The organism is Agrobacterium sp. a22-2, assembly GCF_012276985.1.
In the GTDB taxonomy this organism is placed as follows: domain Bacteria; phylum Pseudomonadota; class Alphaproteobacteria; order Rhizobiales; family Rhizobiaceae; genus Allorhizobium.
Genome location: NZ_JAAXMM010000013.1, coordinates 78450 through 94573, shown reverse-complemented (window position 1 = coordinate 94573; position 16124 = coordinate 78450). Strand labels below are relative to the sequence as shown.

The 16124-nt window shown below is 63.2% G+C and carries 20 protein-coding genes; 10 read left to right on the top strand and 10 right to left on the bottom strand.

What is annotated here, in order from left to right:
• Positions 1-42 precede the first annotated feature (42 nt).
• Together glcF and HFC70_RS19790 are read left to right on the top strand one after the other, a co-directional pair.
• Positions 43-1350: a glycolate oxidase subunit GlcF gene (glcF, locus tag HFC70_RS19795; protein ID WP_168475022.1), complete on the top strand. Its 1308-nt coding sequence runs from the start codon at positions 43-45 to the stop codon at positions 1348-1350.
• 55 nt (positions 1351-1405) lie between these two features.
• Positions 1406-1867, top strand: a complete 462-nt coding sequence (locus HFC70_RS19790) for a hypothetical protein (RefSeq protein WP_168475021.1) — start codon at positions 1406-1408, stop codon at positions 1865-1867.
• Between the two features lie 66 nt (positions 1868-1933).
• Here HFC70_RS19790 and HFC70_RS19785 read toward each other — a convergent pair whose 3' ends face one another.
• The 3 genes from HFC70_RS19785 to HFC70_RS19775 all read right to left on the bottom strand — a co-directional run bounded on the left by HFC70_RS19785 (position 1934) and on the right by HFC70_RS19775 (position 4377).
• The gene (locus HFC70_RS19785; protein ID WP_168475020.1) at positions 1934-2611 is read right to left on the bottom strand and encodes an outer membrane protein; all 678 of its coding nucleotides are present in this window, start codon (positions 2609-2611) and stop codon (positions 1934-1936) included.
• Between the two features lie 194 nt (positions 2612-2805).
• Positions 2806-3495 (bottom strand): L,D-transpeptidase, encoded by a 690-nt coding sequence (locus HFC70_RS19780; RefSeq protein ID WP_168475019.1) that lies wholly within the window; start codon positions 3493-3495, stop codon positions 2806-2808.
• Between the two features lie 138 nt (positions 3496-3633).
• Positions 3634-4377 carry a L,D-transpeptidase gene (locus HFC70_RS19775; protein ID WP_368669756.1) on the bottom strand — a complete coding sequence of 248 codons (744 nt, stop codon included), beginning with the start codon at positions 4375-4377 and terminating at the stop codon, positions 3634-3636.
• A gap of 196 nt (positions 4378-4573) precedes the next feature.
• Between HFC70_RS19775 and HFC70_RS19770 the strand changes: the two genes are divergently transcribed.
• Positions 4574-5206, top strand: a complete 633-nt coding sequence (locus HFC70_RS19770) for a DNA-3-methyladenine glycosylase I (protein WP_168475017.1) — start codon at positions 4574-4576, stop codon at positions 5204-5206.
• Here HFC70_RS19770 and HFC70_RS19765 read toward each other — a convergent pair whose 3' ends face one another.
• Entirely contained in the window at positions 5207-5911 is a 705-nt protein-coding gene (locus HFC70_RS19765; RefSeq protein WP_168475016.1) for an HAD family hydrolase, read from the bottom strand.
• A gap of 366 nt (positions 5912-6277) precedes the next feature.
• Here HFC70_RS19765 and HFC70_RS19760 point away from each other — a divergent pair, with 366 nt between their 5' ends.
• Complete coding sequence (locus HFC70_RS19760; RefSeq protein ID WP_168475015.1) at positions 6278-6535, top strand: hypothetical protein; 258 nt, start codon at positions 6278-6280, stop codon at positions 6533-6535.
• A gap of 10 nt (positions 6536-6545) precedes the next feature.
• On the opposite strand, the gene HFC70_RS19755 is transcribed toward HFC70_RS19760, so the two are convergent.
• Entirely contained in the window at positions 6546-7553 is a 1008-nt protein-coding gene (locus HFC70_RS19755) for a YeiH family protein (RefSeq protein ID WP_168475014.1), read from the bottom strand.
• A gap of 101 nt (positions 7554-7654) precedes the next feature.
• On the opposite strand from HFC70_RS19755, the gene HFC70_RS19750 reads away from it, so the two are divergent.
• Entirely contained in the window at positions 7655-8545 is an 891-nt protein-coding gene (locus HFC70_RS19750) for a LysR family transcriptional regulator (RefSeq protein WP_168475013.1), read from the top strand.
• Positions 8546-8826: 281 nt separating this feature from the next.
• Here the strand turns inward: HFC70_RS19750 and HFC70_RS19745 are convergent, their stop codons facing one another.
• The 5 genes from HFC70_RS19745 to HFC70_RS19725 form a co-directional block, all read right to left on the bottom strand.
• Positions 8827-9207 carry a DUF305 domain-containing protein gene (locus HFC70_RS19745; protein ID WP_168475012.1) on the bottom strand — a complete coding sequence of 127 codons (381 nt, stop codon included), beginning with the start codon at positions 9205-9207 and terminating at the stop codon, positions 8827-8829.
• A 75-nt stretch (positions 9208-9282) separates the two neighbouring features.
• The gene (locus HFC70_RS19740; RefSeq protein ID WP_168475011.1) at positions 9283-9669 is read right to left on the bottom strand and encodes a hypothetical protein; all 387 of its coding nucleotides are present in this window, start codon (positions 9667-9669) and stop codon (positions 9283-9285) included.
• A gap of 65 nt (positions 9670-9734) precedes the next feature.
• Positions 9735-10490, bottom strand: a complete 756-nt coding sequence (locus tag HFC70_RS19735; protein ID WP_168475010.1) for a hypothetical protein — start codon at positions 10488-10490, stop codon at positions 9735-9737.
• Positions 10491-10494: 4 nt separating this feature from the next.
• Positions 10495-10764, bottom strand: coding sequence for a type II toxin-antitoxin system RelE/ParE family toxin (locus tag HFC70_RS19730; protein WP_168475009.1), 270 nt, complete (start codon positions 10762-10764; stop codon positions 10495-10497).
• Positions 10748-10981, bottom strand: a complete 234-nt coding sequence (locus tag HFC70_RS19725; protein WP_168475008.1) for a DUF6290 family protein — start codon at positions 10979-10981, stop codon at positions 10748-10750. The genes HFC70_RS19730 and HFC70_RS19725 overlap by 17 nt, the downstream gene beginning before the upstream one ends.
• Before the next feature lie 144 nt (positions 10982-11125).
• Between HFC70_RS19725 and hisS the strand changes: the two genes are divergently transcribed.
• From hisS to HFC70_RS19700, 5 genes are all read left to right on the top strand, one after another.
• Positions 11126-12715 (top strand): histidine--tRNA ligase, encoded by a 1590-nt coding sequence (hisS, locus tag HFC70_RS19720; RefSeq protein WP_168475007.1) that lies wholly within the window; start codon positions 11126-11128, stop codon positions 12713-12715.
• A gap of 434 nt (positions 12716-13149) precedes the next feature.
• Complete coding sequence (locus HFC70_RS19715; protein ID WP_168475006.1) at positions 13150-13515, top strand: glyoxalase; 366 nt, start codon at positions 13150-13152, stop codon at positions 13513-13515.
• Between the two features lie 155 nt (positions 13516-13670).
• Positions 13671-14792 (top strand): ATP phosphoribosyltransferase regulatory subunit, encoded by a 1122-nt coding sequence (locus tag HFC70_RS19710; RefSeq protein ID WP_168475005.1) that lies wholly within the window; start codon positions 13671-13673, stop codon positions 14790-14792.
• The gene (gene hisG / locus HFC70_RS19705; protein ID WP_168475004.1) at positions 14789-15484 is read left to right on the top strand and encodes an ATP phosphoribosyltransferase; all 696 of its coding nucleotides are present in this window, start codon (positions 14789-14791) and stop codon (positions 15482-15484) included. Before HFC70_RS19710 ends, hisG begins: the two co-directional genes overlap by 4 nt.
• Before the next feature lie 17 nt (positions 15485-15501).
• Positions 15502-16101 carry a class I SAM-dependent methyltransferase gene (locus HFC70_RS19700; protein ID WP_168475003.1) on the top strand — a complete coding sequence of 200 codons (600 nt, stop codon included), beginning with the start codon at positions 15502-15504 and terminating at the stop codon, positions 16099-16101.
• Positions 16102-16124: the final 23 nt, after the last annotated feature.

Here is a 16124-nt window from a genome sequence, read left to right as displayed (position 1 = left end):
GGTAAACCTCGCACGCAACAGGGCGGTACGGAGACGCGTTTAATGCAAACCAATTTCACCGCCGAGCAGCTTGCCGATCCGCATGTCGCAGCCTCCGAGGCGATCTTGCGCAAATGCGTGCATTGCGGCTTCTGCACCGCCACCTGTCCGACCTATGTGACGCTGGGCGATGAGCTCGACAGTCCGCGCGGCCGCATCTACCTGATCAAGGACATGCTGGAAAACGACCGGCCGGCCGATGCGCAGGTGGTCAAGCATATCGACCGCTGTCTCTCCTGCCTTGCCTGTGCGACCACCTGTCCCTCCGGCGTCGATTACATGCATCTGGTCGATCATGCCCGCGTGCATATCGAAAAGACCTATCGGCGCCCGGTCATGAACAGGCTGACGCGCGCCGTTCTGGCCATGGTTCTGCCCTATCCGAGCCGCTTCCGCTTCGCCCTTAGCCTCGCACGGCTTGGGCGTCCGTTCTCTGGACTGATCAAACGCGTCCCCGCACTCAAATCTTTCGGCGCCATGTTCGATCTGGCGCCTTCGACCACGCCGGCGCCTTCACGCTACGACCGGCCCGGCACCTTCGAGAGCCAACAGGCCCAAAAACGTGGCCGCGTCGCCATCCTGTCGGGCTGCGCGCAGCCGGTGCTTGATCCCGGCATCAATGCCGCCACGGTGCGCCTGCTCACCCGGCTTGGAGTCGAGGTCGTGGTGCCTAAGGGAGAGGGCTGTTGCGGGGCACTGGTCCATCACATGGGCCGCGAGGAGCAGGCGCTCACCGCCGCCCGCAACAATGTCGATGTCTGGACCCGCGAGGTCGAGGCCGGCGGGCTCGATGCGATCATCATCACGGCGTCCGGCTGCGGCACGACGATCAAGGATTACGGCTACATGCTGCGCCTCGATCCGGCCTATGCCGACAAGGCGGCGCGCATTTCGGGGCTGGCCAAGGACGTGACGGAATATCTCTCGACGCTGGACCTGCCAGCCCAACCAAGCCGCGGCATGACCGTTACCTATCATTCGGCCTGTTCCATGCAGCATGGCCAGAAGATTACCACGCTGCCAAAGCTCCTGCTCAAAGCGGCGGGCTTCACCGTCAAGGACCCCGCGGAAGGGCATCTGTGCTGCGGCTCGGCCGGCACCTACAATATCATGCAGCCGGAGATCTCGGCGCGGCTGAAGGCCCGCAAGGTCAAGCACCTCGAGGCGACGCGCCCTGACCTGATCGCCACCGGCAATATCGGCTGCATGACGCAGATCGGCTCTGGCACCGCCATTCCGATCGTCCACACAGTCGAATTGCTCGACTGGGCCTATGGCGGCGAGAGGCCGGCAAAATTAAACAAGTCCTAATCTTCCGGGTCTATCAATAAGCGCAAGGTGACATAATCCCTATGGGAGGCAGACCATGCGGACGAAGTTCTGGTTACTGTGTCTGATGATCGCCGCATCCGGCAGTCAGGCGAGCGCGGCAGACCGTTTCTACTGCGCTGTCGATGACGGCGCGGTGAAGCTGTCGGTCGAAAGCGGGTTCCTCAACACGGACGGCCAGGAACTCAACCATTTTCGCGGCATTGTCGCCTTCAATCAGGACAAGGGCCCAACCCCGGTCGTGGAAGCCCGGCTGACCTCGGCCATGCTGTCGCAGCACTGGATGGATGGCGAAGAGATGCGGTTGCGGGCCTATTTCAAGACCGGCCCGGACAATGCGGCCGCATCGCTTGATCTGATGATCGAGACCAAACGCACCAAACGTGGCTCCGGTCGTTTCGAGGGAAATTACACCGCCGTCATGCAGGCTGCCAGCTCGACGAGAAGCCCGCCACCACCGGTCACCCGCAACGGCAAGCTGCTCTGTTCGCTACGGTAATACCAAGTGTCGATGATAAAAAACTTATAGGTTCCTGTCATCGACACTTGGTATAAGAGTGCACGGCTACCAGTGGTAGCTGACGCCGAGATTGACGGCATTGGTGATGATATCGGTCTCCAGCCGGTCGCCGCTGTCGATATCGACATCCACGAAGGAATAGTTGCCCTTGTATTCGGCAAACACCGACCAGCGCTCGGTCATCTGGTAGGAGACGCCGGCCTGGGCCTGCAGCGTCATGCCGCCGACCTGGTAATCCCAGGTCCGCCCGCTCGGCCGGATCACTTCGACATGGGGAATGTTGATGCCGACGCCGGCCCCGACATAAGGCACGAATTTCGAATTTTCCATTGGCATGCGGTAGAGCGCGTTCAGTGTCAGCAGATTGATGCCGTCGGAAAATTCGAAATGATCCCAGCCGGCCTCTGCCAGGGTTTCGTCGTCGGCATAGACCTTGGCATGGGTGAAATCGAGCGACACGCCGAGGTTGGGCCGGTTGAGATTGTCCAGCCACCAGGTGGCGCGGGCGCCGTAATAGGGCGGTGCGGAAAACGACTTGCCTTCCCAGCCGGCATTAAACGATGTCGGTGCCGTCGGACCGCTCACCGTCACGTCACTATGGGGCGCCGTCTGCGCGCCGCCATAGATGGAAATCGCCATTTCGGCGTGGGCGGCGGCTGCTGGCAGGAAAACGATCGCCGCAGCGCCAATCGACCCGGACAGGAGGGAAAGCTTTTTCGACATACAAGGCATCCGGTTCATCGAGTGCGATCAATATTTGCCGTAACAGGCTTATATTGCATTATGTTGACAATGAACCTGACAAAGACCTGAAAGCGAAAAGGCGCGCGGATAACCCGCGCGCCTTTCGTCATGTCAGTTTCGAGCACACTCGACCCGATGGGTTGCCCTCCGTCCGTCCGGACGAAAACGGGCGGTCAGCCGCCGAAGATGGTGCGCAGGATATCGATGCCCTTGTCGTCGAAGCTCACTTCGCCCTGGCGGTTGCCCGGACCGACGACGATCACCTTGGTACCGACGCCGGCCCGCTCGTAGAGATGCTCGACATCCTTGTTCATCATGCGGATGCAGCCCGACGACATGTTGAGGCCGATCGTCCAGGGCTGGTTGGTGCCATGGATGCGGAAGATCGTGTCGCGGCCGCCCTTGTAGAGATACATGGCGCGCGCGCCGAGCGGATTGTCGATGCCGCCTTCCTGCACGACGGGAAGGATATGGCCCTTGGCAGCTTCTCGGCGGCGCATTTCCGCCGGCGGGCGCCATTCCGGCCATTCCTGTTTGCGGCCGATCTTCACCACGCCCGACCAGCCGAAGCCGTCGCGACCGACGCCGACGCCATAGCGCGTCGCGCGGTTATTGCCTTCGACATAATAGAGAAACTTGTTGTTGGTATCGATGATGATGGTGCCCGGCGCCTCGTTGGTCTTCAGGCGCACCACACGGCGCTTGAACTTTTCCGCTGGCTGCTTGGGCTGTTGCGCCACGAGAATGGCGTTGTTTGGCGCATTGGGCGCCGCAGCGCCGCTGAATGCTGCGGCCGGAAGCGGCGCCAGCAGGCTCATAGCCGCAATGGCGCAGGCCGCCATTGCAATCCGATGTCTCGACATTCGATGGTCCCTCTCAAATCACGTCCCGGCGGGAGGGTATCGAAGTTTACGGCCGTTTCAACTGGTGAAACGACCAGGTAAAGCAGATTTGAGCCTTCTGCCAAGAAAAGCCATGCAAAAGGGCTCTCGATCTGTGATTTAGATCACAATCACCGTGGTTCCGACGTTGACCCGCTCGTAAAGATCGACCACATCCTCGTTGCGCATGCGGATGCAGCCGGACGAAACGCCGCTGCCGATCGTCCAGGGCGCATTGGTTCCGTGGATTCGGTACAGCGTCGAGCCGAGATACATGGCCCGCGCCCCGAGCGGATTTTCCGGCCCGCCCGCCATATGGGTCGGCAGGTAATGGCCCTTGGCCGCCTCGCGGGTGATCATTTCCTGGGGCGGCGTCCAGTTCGGCCACTCGGCCTTGCGGGTGATCTTATGGGCACCGGCCCATTCGAAGCCGGGCTTGCCGACGCCCACGCCATAGCGCCGCGCCTGGCCGCCCTCCATGACGAGGTAGAGGAAGCGATTGTTGGTGTCGATGACGATCGTGCCGGGTTTGTGCTTTGTCTCGTAGGACACCATCTGCGGCAGGTACATCGGCTCGATCTGCGATTTGACCGGCGCGTTCGGCCGCACCGTCACCACCTGCTGTACCAGCGGGCGGTTGGTCTGGCCGCGGCGGATCACCTGGCGCTGGTAGACGCGCGGGGCAGGCTGCGGATTGGCATAGACCACCGGCCGTGTCGCACTGCCGCCGAGCTGCATGACCCAGGGGGCGGTCAGATCCGGGCTGACGATGACCGGTGGGCGGGACTGATAGCGCTCAGCGGCAAAGGTGGCGGGGCTAAAGGACAACAGCAGGCTGGCTGTGAGCAGGAGAGTTTTTGGGATCATCGGACGGACTCGCTACATTTTACCGAGACTAGGGATACCGTGATCGTGGCATCGCGCCCGCCGCCAAATGGTAAACGCCGCTCCGCTAAAAGGCCGTGGACCCTGTAAACCTTTCATCAGGGTTAGCGCCGCGTTTGGAAAAATAGTGAACAAATGGTAAACGGCGATCGATGATCAGAGGGAATCACGATCCATGGAAAAAACCGGTCTTGTGACGGGCGACGACGGGCAGGTGCGCTGCTCCTGGTACGGCAACCTGGACGACTACCGCCGCTATCACGACGAGGAATGGGGCCGTCCGGTGACGGACGATGCGCGGTTGTTTGAAAAGATCTGTCTGGAAGGGTTCCAGTCGGGCCTGTCCTGGCTGACGATCCTGCGCAAGCGCGACAATTTCCGCGCCGCCTTTGCCGATTTCGACTGCCACAAGGTGGCACTCTTCGGCGACGACGATATCGCCCGTTGCCTGGCCGATACCGGCATCATCCGCCACCGTGGCAAGATCGTCTCGACCATCAACAATGCCCGCCGCGCCGTGGATCTGGAGGCCGAATTCGGGTCGCTGGCCCGCTATTTCTGGAGTTTCGAGCCCGGTGCCGACGAACGCCCGGTCCGCATGGATTATGCGACGCTGAGGGCCAATCCGACATCGCCGACCTCGATCCGCCTGTCGAAGGACCTGAAGAAGCGCGGCTGGACTTTTGTCGGCCCCACCACCGTCTACGCCTTCATGCAGGCCATGGGCCTGGTCAATGATCACATCGAAGGCTGCCTGTGCCGCGACAGCGTCGAAAAGCTCCGGGCCTCGTTTCAGCGGCCGCGCTGATCAGCCGATCGATTCGACCAAGTCCGGCAGCGCGCCGAGATGGGAAAGCTCGCGAAAGCGCGGCGCCTCGGCGGGCTTTTCCACATGCTCGAGAATCCAGGTCAGTTCATGCGGCACGAACACGCCCCATGCGCCGACCGCAATCGCCGGCACCACGTCGGATTTCAGCGAATTGCCGACCATCATCGCCCGATCCGGGCTCTCCCCATTCTTCGAAAATATCCGGCGATAGGTGGTCGCGTTCTTGTCCGAGACGATCTCCACCGCATCGAAAAAGTCGCCAAGGCCCGATTGGGCGAGCTTGCGCTCCTGGTCGAACAGGTCGCCCTTGGTGATCAGCACCAGGAAATAGGAGCCGCTGAGCGCCTCCAGCGCCTCGTGCACATGCGGCATGGTCTCGACGGGGTGGCTGAGCAGATCGCGGCCGATCGACAGGATCTCGCCGATCACCCGGCCCGGCGCCCGGCCATCGGTGATCTCCAGCGCCGTCTCGATCATCGACAGGGTAAAGCCCTTGATGCCGAAGCCATAGTGATCGAGATTGCGCCTCTCGGCCTCCAACAGCCGGGCCGAGATATGGTCGGGTTCGGCGAAGTCGGCCAGCAGGCCTTTGAAGTGATCCTCGGTCAGCCGGTAATATTGCTCGTTTTGCCAGAGCGTGTCGTCGGCATCGAGGCCGATAGTGGTCAGGGCGCGGCCGATCATCATCCCATCCTCTTAGGCGTGGTCTGCCGTTTATTGTGCCGATCGGCCGGCAAAGGGCAAGCCTGTTACACAGCGTTACCTGTCCGATGGAATTTGGGAAAAAATGCGGTTGTCCGACGATATGCCGGGCAAATCTCCGCCATAGCTTGGCCTTCGTGCGGCAGGCCTTGCCCCCAAACCAGGCCTGCAGCACACGTTCGCCGCATGGGTGCCCGACCCACCGCCCCCGGTAAAGGGGCCCATGCGGTTTACTGGGAAGGACCTCCAAGCGAGTGTCCGAGGCGTCGGCGGTGCGGCTCTCCATACCCTGCCCGCCCTGCCGGCGCCGACCTTAGTCGCAGACGATCAGAACCAAAGGACCAGACAATGCTCGCCTTCAAACATTCCATTCTTCTTGCAGCCCTTCTGCTGGCACCCGCCATCGCCAGCGCCCAGGCCCAGGTCACGCCCGAGCAAAAGGCGGTGGCCCGCGAGATTGCCAAGGTCTGCATGGCCGATATCCGCAGCCTCTGCCCGGGCGTCAAACCCGGTGAGGGCCGCATTGCCATGTGCCTGCAGGCAAAAGGCGACAGCGTCTCGGCGCCATGCCGGGAGAAGATGACGCAGGTCATGCAGAACGAATAGATCAGGGAGATCAGGCGATCTGCAGCATATGGATCAGCATGAGGCTCGCACCCCCGAGCGCTGCAAGCGACAGGCAGGCGGCAAGGATCACTCGCCCGCCGGCCCGCGTTGCACTGCGGATATCGACCGAGAGCCCGAGGCCGGCCATCGCCATCACGGTCAGCAGGTTGGACAGGCCGGCGATCGGTTGCAGAGCTATTTCGGGAATGAGGCCGAGCGAGCGCAGCGCCATCATCAGAGCGAAGCCGGCGATGAACCACGGCAGCACATGCTGCAGCGACACCTGCCGGCCGCGGCGGCCGTTGATGATGCCGAGCATCAGCAGGACGGGGCCGAGCATCAGCACGCGGATCAACTTGACCAGCGTTCCGGTCTGCATGCTGACCAGCCCGGCCGGTGCGGTCGCGGCCAGCACCTGCGGCACGGCATAGACCGTCAGCCCGGCAAAGGTGCCGTATTGCAGGGCGCTCAGCCCGGCGACGGTTTGCACCAGCGGCATCAGCAGCACGGCGCCGACGCCGAGAATGGCGGTAAAGGCGATCGAGGCGGCCACATCGCGCGGCTCGGCCGCGATGACCGGGGCGGCGGCGGCAATCGCCGAATTGCCGCAGATCGAGTTGCCGCAGGCCACCAGCGTGGCAAGCTTGGCCGGCAGGCCAAGGGCCAGTCCGATGCCGAAGCTGAACAGCAGCGACAGGCAAACCAGACCGGCGATGCCGGCCACCAGGCCAAAACCCGCCTCGCCGATATCAGCGACGCTGATCGAGGCGCCCAGCAGCACCACGGCACTCTCCAGAATCGTCCGGGCGCTGAACTCGATGCCCGGCTCGAAGCGGGGTCCAAGCGGCAGCGCCGAGCGGATGGCGGTGCCGAGCAGGATGGCCAGCACCAGGCTCTCGATGAAATGGCCACCGGTGGCGACGATCTCTAGCCGTTCGATCAGCAGCGCGGCCAGCGTCACCGCGCCGGCAAGCGCGAGGCCGGGAAAAATAGCGAGAAGGCGGGGCGGACAGAGCATCGGACAACCTGTGTGGATATAGCCCAACCTGTCATCCGCGATCATCGACATCCATCGAATAGTATGTCACATTTCATTCGGTAAAATCGAATGAATGGCCGATGACCTTCGAGCAGCTTTCCATCTTTGTCGCTGTTGCCGAGTGCGAGCACCTGACCCAGGCCGCAGCGGCGATCGGCCTGACGCCCTCGGCGGTCAGTTCCGCCATCAAGACACTGGAGGGGTTTTACGGCGTCGCCCTGTTCGACCGGGTCGGCCGGCGCATCGAGCTGACGCAGGAGGGCCGCGTCTTTTTGGGTGAGGCGAGGGCGGTTCTGGCGCGGGTGCGCGCCGCCGAGCAGATGCTGGCCGACATGGGCGGCCTGATGCGCGGCACGCTGTCGGTCCATGCCAGCCAGACCATCGCCAGCTACTGGCTGCCGCCGGTACTGATGCGCTTCCACCGAGATTATCCAGGCGTCGCCCTGACGCTTTCCATCGGCAATACTCGTTCGGTGGCGAGTGCGGTCCTGCAGGGCACGGCCGATATCGGCTTCGTCGAAGGAGCCATCGACGAGCCGGCTCTGTCGGTGTCGAAGCTGACCGACGACGATATCCTGATCGTCACCGGCCCCGATCACCCCTGGGCCGATGGCCGGCGCCTGGAAGGCAGCGATCTGGCCACCTCGGGCTGGGTGATGCGCGAACCGGGCTCCGGCACCCGCAGTGCCTTCGAGGCGGCACTCGCCGGCCTGGATGTCGATCCGGCAGCGCTGCATGTGGTTCTCGAACTGCCGTCCAATGAGGCGGTGCTGTCGGCCGTGCGGGCCGGGCCCTGCGCCGCCGTGGTCTCCGGCATCGCCGCCGAGACGCAATTGCGCGAGGGCCTGCTCAGAAAAGCCGGCTTCGACCTGCCGTCCCGCCAGTTCTCCGTCCTGCGCCACAAGGAACGCCGTATCACGATTGCGGCCGCCATGCTGGAACGCCTGAGCCGCGATGCAGCGGGCGCCTGATGGGGTTGTTGCTCATCAGGCCGGCTCTTCCCAGCAGCGGGTGCAATGCGAATGAAAAGACCCCTCCCTACCCTCCCCACAAGGGGGAGGGCTTAACCCAGTCGCACCACCGGCGATTAGATCCGAGCGGTTTCCGCGGGTCTTCTCCCCCCTTGTGGTGGGGTGCGGAACGATCCGCGTAGCGGAGCAATCGATCCTGTGAATCGATTGCAGTGACAAGCGCCGGCAGGCCAGAGAGGGTTTTTTCTTATATGCAATAGCCGCCCGCGTTTCGGAAACGCCTACTTGCCCTTCGACGCGAGCCAGGCCTTCATCATGGCGATTTCGGCCTCCTGGGCCTTGATCACCTCTTCAGCAACTTTGCGGATCTCCGGATCCTTGCCGTATTGCAGCTCGATCTTCGCCATGTCGATGGCGCCCTGGTGATGGGGGATCATGCCGCGCACGAAATCGACATCGGCATCACCGGAATAGGCGATGGCCATGTCCGTATGCATTTTGGCATTGGCCCCGGCAAACGCCATGCTGGACGGCCCCTGGTCGCCGGCCGGCTGGCTCATGTCCATGCCGGTTGTGTGGCCCGCGTGGGGCGGTGCATCCTGGGCCTGGACAACCGTTGCGGCCAGCAGTGCGGCGGTGGCGAGAATGGATTTCAAAAACATGGGATTACCCTTTCTGACTCTGCAGAATCTTGTTGTGCGCAATGGCGCGACGAATGCGATATCTGTCGGTGAACGTCAGGCGCGGGGAGGCGGGTCGAGCGGCGCGGCCGTCAGCGAGATGAGGCGGGTTGCAACAGTCGGCGCCTCGGCCCTCCGCGCCGGTTTGCCGGCATCGTGGATGCGGATATCGGCGGCCAGCGTCAGGCAGGCGGCGCAATGGCCCTTGGCCATCGTCTGCGGCTGATGCGGACAGCCGTCATCGGATTCTGCCACCGTTGCCGGCATCATCCGGCCGGCATCGCCATGATTGATCGCCCCATGCCCATGGTCTGCATGTGAGGCAACCGCCGTCGGAACGACCATGACAGCCGTAACCGGCATCGTCACGGCCATGCCGGTATACGGCATCGCGCCATAGGCGATGGCGGCAAGCACGGCCATGATCCGGAGGAAACAGCGCATGATCCCGAAGGTAATCCCCATTCCGGCGAAAGCAAGGCGTGTCGCTTCGTTTTCACCCTCCGCGCCTAGACGGCAACCACCTTGTGCACGATGCGATAGTCCGGGCTTTCCTCGCCGAGTGGCGCCACCGGCCACTCCCAGCTTTGCCTGACATGAGGAATGACCACGCCATGCATCAGGTCGAAGGTTTCACGCACTTCGCCCATCCGGTCGATCACTGTATAGTCGGTATCGGTGATCAGGCAGGTCTTGGCGGCGATTGCCGCAAGCCCGTCGAGATGGGCCTGGATCAAGTGGGTCAGCGCATCCGCCGGCATGCGGCCGGCCGGCTCCGCCGCCAGCTGTCGGCCCGCGCCGCGACCGATCTGCGATAGCAGATTGGCCGAGACCACGAAGTCGAGGTAGGGCACTTGCCGCAGGAAGGCCAGCGGCTCCGGCCGCCGCCCGCCGGCCAGATCGTCGTAGCCCGACAGATCCCGTTCGATCAGCCGCACGTTCCGGATGCCCTTGGCGAGCAGCCACAGCCTGACGCTGGCCAGATGCACCAGGTCGACCAGCACCACCGTGTCGAAGGTGCCACCAAGCTCGAGGATCGGCACGTCGCGCAGCAGGCCGGAGCCGAGCACCACGGCCGTGCGCCTTTGCTTCAGATCCGCAAAGGCAAGCCGCACCGCCGCCTGGCAATTCTCTTCATGCTCGCGCCACACCTTCGCGCAGCGCCCGGCGCGCGACCATAGATTGACGGAATACCGGATCGCCCCACGGTTCGCCTTGGCTGTCAGCGGCCAGGTCGCGGCATAGTTCAGCGCTTCGAGGATCATGATGTCACCGGTAGACGGAGCTGCGATGGCCGATCTCGATCACGAGCACAATCAGCTTCTGGTCCTGGATATCGCAGATGATCCGGTAATCGCCGACCTTGTAGCGCCAGAGATGCGGGAATTCGGGTCCTTGTAACGCGCGACCTTGTTGGCGTGGATCGTCGAGAGGGGCTATTCGCTTCTCGAGATAGGCGATCAAGCGAGCAGCCGTCGGTTTGCCGACCTTCGCGAGCTGCTTGCCCGCCTTGTCATCTAGGTCAATCGTCCAAGCCAAGTTCGCGCTTCACTTCTTCCAGCGAATAGGTCCGGCTTTCGCCGCGCGCCCGTGCCGCCAGCACCTCCTCGGCCTGCTTTACGAAATAGGCGTCCTCCAGCCGCTCCTCGATGATTTCGAGCATAAAGGCATTGGGGTCCGCCCCGGCTTCGGCGGCATATTTCAGCACCAGGCGGTGCATTTCTTCCGGCATGTCGAGCGTGACGCGCGTGTTCATGGCTTCTGTCCTGATTATGCGGGGCCAATATAGCACCTGTCGGGCCTGCCTTAAAGCCTTGCCCATCGCTTCGCCCTTGCCGCCAAAACCCTGATCCTCTAAGACACCGGCACTTGAAATTCGAAAAGATCCGGTGCCCGTATCATGAGCGACAAGACCAAGAAGCCGCAGAAACTGAGAGCCCGCCTGCCGCGCGGCTTCGTGGACCGCGAGGCCGGCGATATCCGCGCCGTCAACGAGATGACCGCCAAGATCCGCGAGGTCTACGAGCGCTACGGTTTCGATCCGGTCGAGACGCCGCTGTTTGAATATACCGATGCGCTGGGAAAATTCCTGCCCGACAGCGACCGCCCCAACGAAGGCGTCTTCTCCCTGCAGGACGATGACGACCAGTGGATGAGCCTGCGCTACGATCTGACCGCGCCGCTTGCCCGCCATGTCGCGGAGAATTTCAACGAGATCCAGCTGCCCTACCGCACCTACCGCGCCGGCTACGTCTTCCGCAACGAAAAGCCCGGCCCCGGCCGCTTCCGCCAGTTCATGCAGTTCGACGCCGATACGGTCGGCGCGCCGGGTGTCCAGTCCGATGCTGAGATGTGCATGATGATGGCGGATACGATGGAAGCGCTCGGCATCAAGCGCGGGGATTACGTGATCCGGGTCAACAACCGCAAGGTTCTGGACGGCGTGATGGAGGCGATCGGCCTCGGCGGCGAGGAAAATGCCGGCCGGCGGCTGAATGTGCTGCGGGCGATTGATAAGCTGGATAAGTTTGGGCCTGAGGGTGTGAAGCTGTTGCTTGGCCAAGGCCGCAAGGATGAGAGCGGCGATTTCACCAAGGGCGCAGGGCTGGATGAATTTCAGGCAACCAAGATTCTCGGCTTCGTTGAAAAGGGAATAGAGATCGCGAAGCTCGCCAAAGTGTATTCGAAGAACACCGGTTACTCAGGAAACGAGAAACTCGTCGCAGCAGCGATCTCTGAACTTTCGAGCTTCGTAGTGCCGAATGGACCGGGCGGTGAAGGCGTAAAGGAGCTCGAAACGATCGCGACGTTGGTCGGAGCTGCCGGATATGACGACGGTCGAATCGTGATCGACCCCTCCGTCGTCCGCGGCCTCGAATACTATACCGGCCCCGTCTATGAGGCCGAACTGACCTTCGACGTCACCAACGAAAAGGGCGAAAAGGTCGTCTTTGGCTCGGTCGGCGGCGGTGGTCGTTATGATGGTCTCGTGTCGCGCTTCATGGGCCAGCCGGTCCCGGCCACCGGTTTCTCCATCGGCGTGTCGCGCCTGATGACGGCCTTGAAAAATCTCGGCAAGCTCGGTGCCGACGATATCATCGCGCCTGTCCTGGTCACCGTCATGGATGGCGATGTCGAGAGCATGGGCCGTTACCAGCGGTTTACGCAGGACCTTCGCAACGCAGGCATCCGCGCCGAAATGTACCAGGGCAACTGGAAGAAATTCGGCAACCAGCTGAAATATGCCGACCGGAGAGGTTGCCCCATCGCCATCATCCAGGGCGGCGACGAGCGGGCAGAGGGCATGGTGCAGATCAAGGACCTGATCGAGGGCAAGCGCCTGTCGGGCGAGATCACCGACAACACCGAATGGCGCGAAGCCCGCGTCGCCCAGGAACTGGTGACAGAGGCCGATCTGGTCGCAAAAGTCCGGCAGATCCTCGACGCCCAGGCGGAAGATCGCCTGCGGGCAAAGCAGGCCGGCCTCTGAGCTTACCCTCCCCTTGAGGGGGAGGGTCGGAGCAAAGCTCCGGAGTGGGGTGACCCGCCGCAACCGCTGAACGATCACCCCCACCCGCGCGTTCCGCGCGACCTCCCCCCTCAAGGGGGAGGTGGAGCCCAGATCGCTGCCGGCTCGCCTGGACAAAGGGCCGAGGACAGCCGGCAGGGCTCCCGTAAAATCCGTTTCAGCGCTCTCAACGTCATCCAGCCTGGCGAGCGGCCGCCGCGATTCGATATCCCCACCTGTGGGGGGTGCGGAACGGTCCGCGCAGCGGAGCAATCGATCCTGTGAATCGATTGCAGTGACAAACGCCGGCAGGGCAGAGGGGGGCGAACTTGCGCCGCGGTTGGCTGGTTGATCTCGCTCTACCCAAACCCGCCCATCCGCATTAAACTCATGCCCCATCAGGGGAGAACATCGCGATGGCCATCCTGTTTCTCGATCATGTCCAGCTTGCCATGCCGGAAGGGCGGGAAGCCGATGCGCGGGCGTTTTATGCAGGCGTGCTCGGCATTCCGGAGGTCGAGAAGCCGGATAATCTCAAAGCCCGCGGCGGCTGCTGGTTCGAGGATGGGCCGGTAAAGATCCATCTGGGGGTCGATCCCGATTTCCGCCCGGCCCAAAAGGCCCATCCGGCCTTCATCGTCGCCAATCTCCCGGCGCTGGCAACCCGCATCGGTCGGTCCGGTTATCTGGTCGCCGCCGATCAGCCACTCAAAGGCTACGAGCGCTTCTACGCCCATGATCCGTTCGGCAACCGCATCGAATTCATGCAGGTGATCGTCTGAAGCGGATGTTTCGCTGTTCCATTGCCATAAAAAGTGGCGGCCCCGTCACGCCCGTCGTTGACATGGGCGCCAAAGGGTGGTGTTCGGATTGGCCGAAATGCCTGAGCCAAATCGCCTGACCTCAACAGCTTGACTGAAAATCCGCTGGGATCCTCATGCCCCTGATCAACATGCCCGACTTTGCCGGCGAACTGCTGGACGAATTTGCCGCGCGCCGCACGACGCGGGTGGATACGCCCGTCATCCAGCCGGCCGAACCCTTTCTCGACATGGCCGGCGAAGACCTGCGCCGCCGCATTTTCCTGACCGAGAACGAGCGGGGGACAAGCCTCTGCCTGCGCCCGGAATTCACCATTCCCGTCTGCCTGCGCCATATCGAGACCGCCACCGGCACGCCAAAGCGCTACGCCTATCTCGGCGAGGTGTTTCGCCAGCGCCGCGAGGGCGCCCATGAATTCTACCAGGCCGGCATCGAGGATCTGGGCGACACGGGCATTGCCAGTGCCGATGGCCGGGCGATCGGTGATGCCTATGCCGTGCTGGCGCGCCTGCTGCCGGGTCGGACGCTCAGCGTCACGCTCGGCGATCAGGCGGTGTTCGAGGCGGTCGTCAAGGCGCTGGGCCTGCCCGCTGGATGGCAGAAGCGGCTGATCCAGGCTTTTGGCAATTCGGCCCAGCTTGATCAACTCCTGAAAAAGCTCGCCACGCCCCATCCGGTCGAGGGCCTCGATCCGATGGTGACAGCACTTCTGGCCTCCGGCGACGACCGCGCCCTGATCGCCCATATCGACGACACCATGCAGGCGACCGGCTATTCCACCAATGCCAGCCGCACGCCGGCCGAGATCGCCACGCGGCTGAAGGAAAAGCTGGAACTGGCCGAAACCCGGCTCGATGGCGCAGCCCTGCTGCTGCTGCGCGAATTCCTGTCGCTGGAACTGCCGCTGTCAGAGGCCTCGGCGGCGCTGGCCGGCTTTGCCGATGCCGCCGGCTTGAAACTTGGGGCCGCCGTGTCGCGCTTCGACGAGCGGGTTGCCGCTCTGGCCAATGCCGGGCTCGATCTTGGCCGCATCACCTATCGCGCCGCCTTCGGCCGCCCGCTCGACTATTACACCGGCTTGGTGTTCGAAATCGCCGTCGAGGGCTCAGCCGCCGTGCTCGCCGGCGGTGGCCGTTTCGATCGGCTGCTGACCCTGCTCGGTGCAAAAGACCGCATTCCGGCCGTCGGCTTCTCGCTGTGGCTGGATCGCATCGAACAGGAGAGGGCACCCCAATGACCATCACCATTGGCCTGCCTTCCAAGGGTCGCATGAAGGACGATGCCTCGGCCATCTTCGAGCGCGCCGGGATGAAGATCGTCGCCGTCGGCAATGATCGCTCCTATCGCGGCCGCGTCGACGGGGTCGACGATATCGACATCGCCTTCCTGTCGGCCTCGGAAATCTCGCGCGAGATCGGCAATGGCACGGTGGATTTCGGCGTCACCGGCGAAGACCTGATCCGCGAAGGCCTGAGCGAGGCCGACAGCAAGGTCGAGATCGCCGCCCGCCTCGGCTTCGGCCATGCCGATGTCGTGGTCGCCGTGCCGGAAATCTGGCTCGATGTCGATACCATGGCCGACCTCGGCGACGTCGCGGCCGATTTCCGCGCCCGTCACGGTCGCCGGCTGGCCATCGCCACCAAATACTGGCGCCTCACCCAGCAGTTCTTCTCCAGCCAGCACGGCATCCAGCTCTATCGCATCGTCGAGAGCTTAGGGGCTACCGAAGGCGCACCCGCCGCCGGCCAGGCCGATATCATCGTCGACATCACCTCGACCGGCTCGACGCTGAAGGCCAATCATCTGAAGATCCTCTCCGACGGCGTGATCCTGCGGTCGCAGGCTTGCCTGGTGCGGGCGCGAAAAGCGGACCATGAGGGCAATGCGCGGGTGCAGGAGATCATCGAAGCGGTGCGCGGCGCCTTGTAGGATGTGAGGAGGACGGCATGGAAGACGCGGATCGTGTCGTCGGTTTGTACGAGCGCCATGCTCTTGCCTTCGACCGCATCCGCGGCCGGGACCTGTTCGAAAAACACTGGCTCGACCGGTTCACGGCAACGCTGCCCGCCGGCAGCACGGTGCTCGATATCGGCTGCGGTTCGGGCGAGCCCATGGCGGCCGAACTGATAACCCGCGGCTATCGCCTGACGGGCGTCGATTCCTCGGCAACGCTGATCGGCCTGTGCCGGGCACGGTTTCCCGAACATGGCTGGCATGTCGGCGACATGCGGCGCCTGGCGCTGGACGCGCGCTTCGATGCGCTCTTGGCCTGGCACAGCTTCTTTCACCTGACTGGCGAAGAGCAGCGGGCGATGTTTGCGCGGTTCGCGGCCCATGCCGCGGACGGCGCCATGCTGATGTTCACTTCGGGGCCGGCGGAGGGCGAGGCGATCGGCACGTTCGAAGGCGAACCGCTCTACCATGCAAGCCTTGCCCCTGATGACTACCAGCGCCTGCTGGAAGGCCACGGTTTCGAACTGCTTGCCCTTATCAGCGAGGACCCGGCCTGCGGCGGTGCAACGGTCTGGCTTGCCCGCAGGGCCTGACGGTTTAGAGACGAGGGCACAGA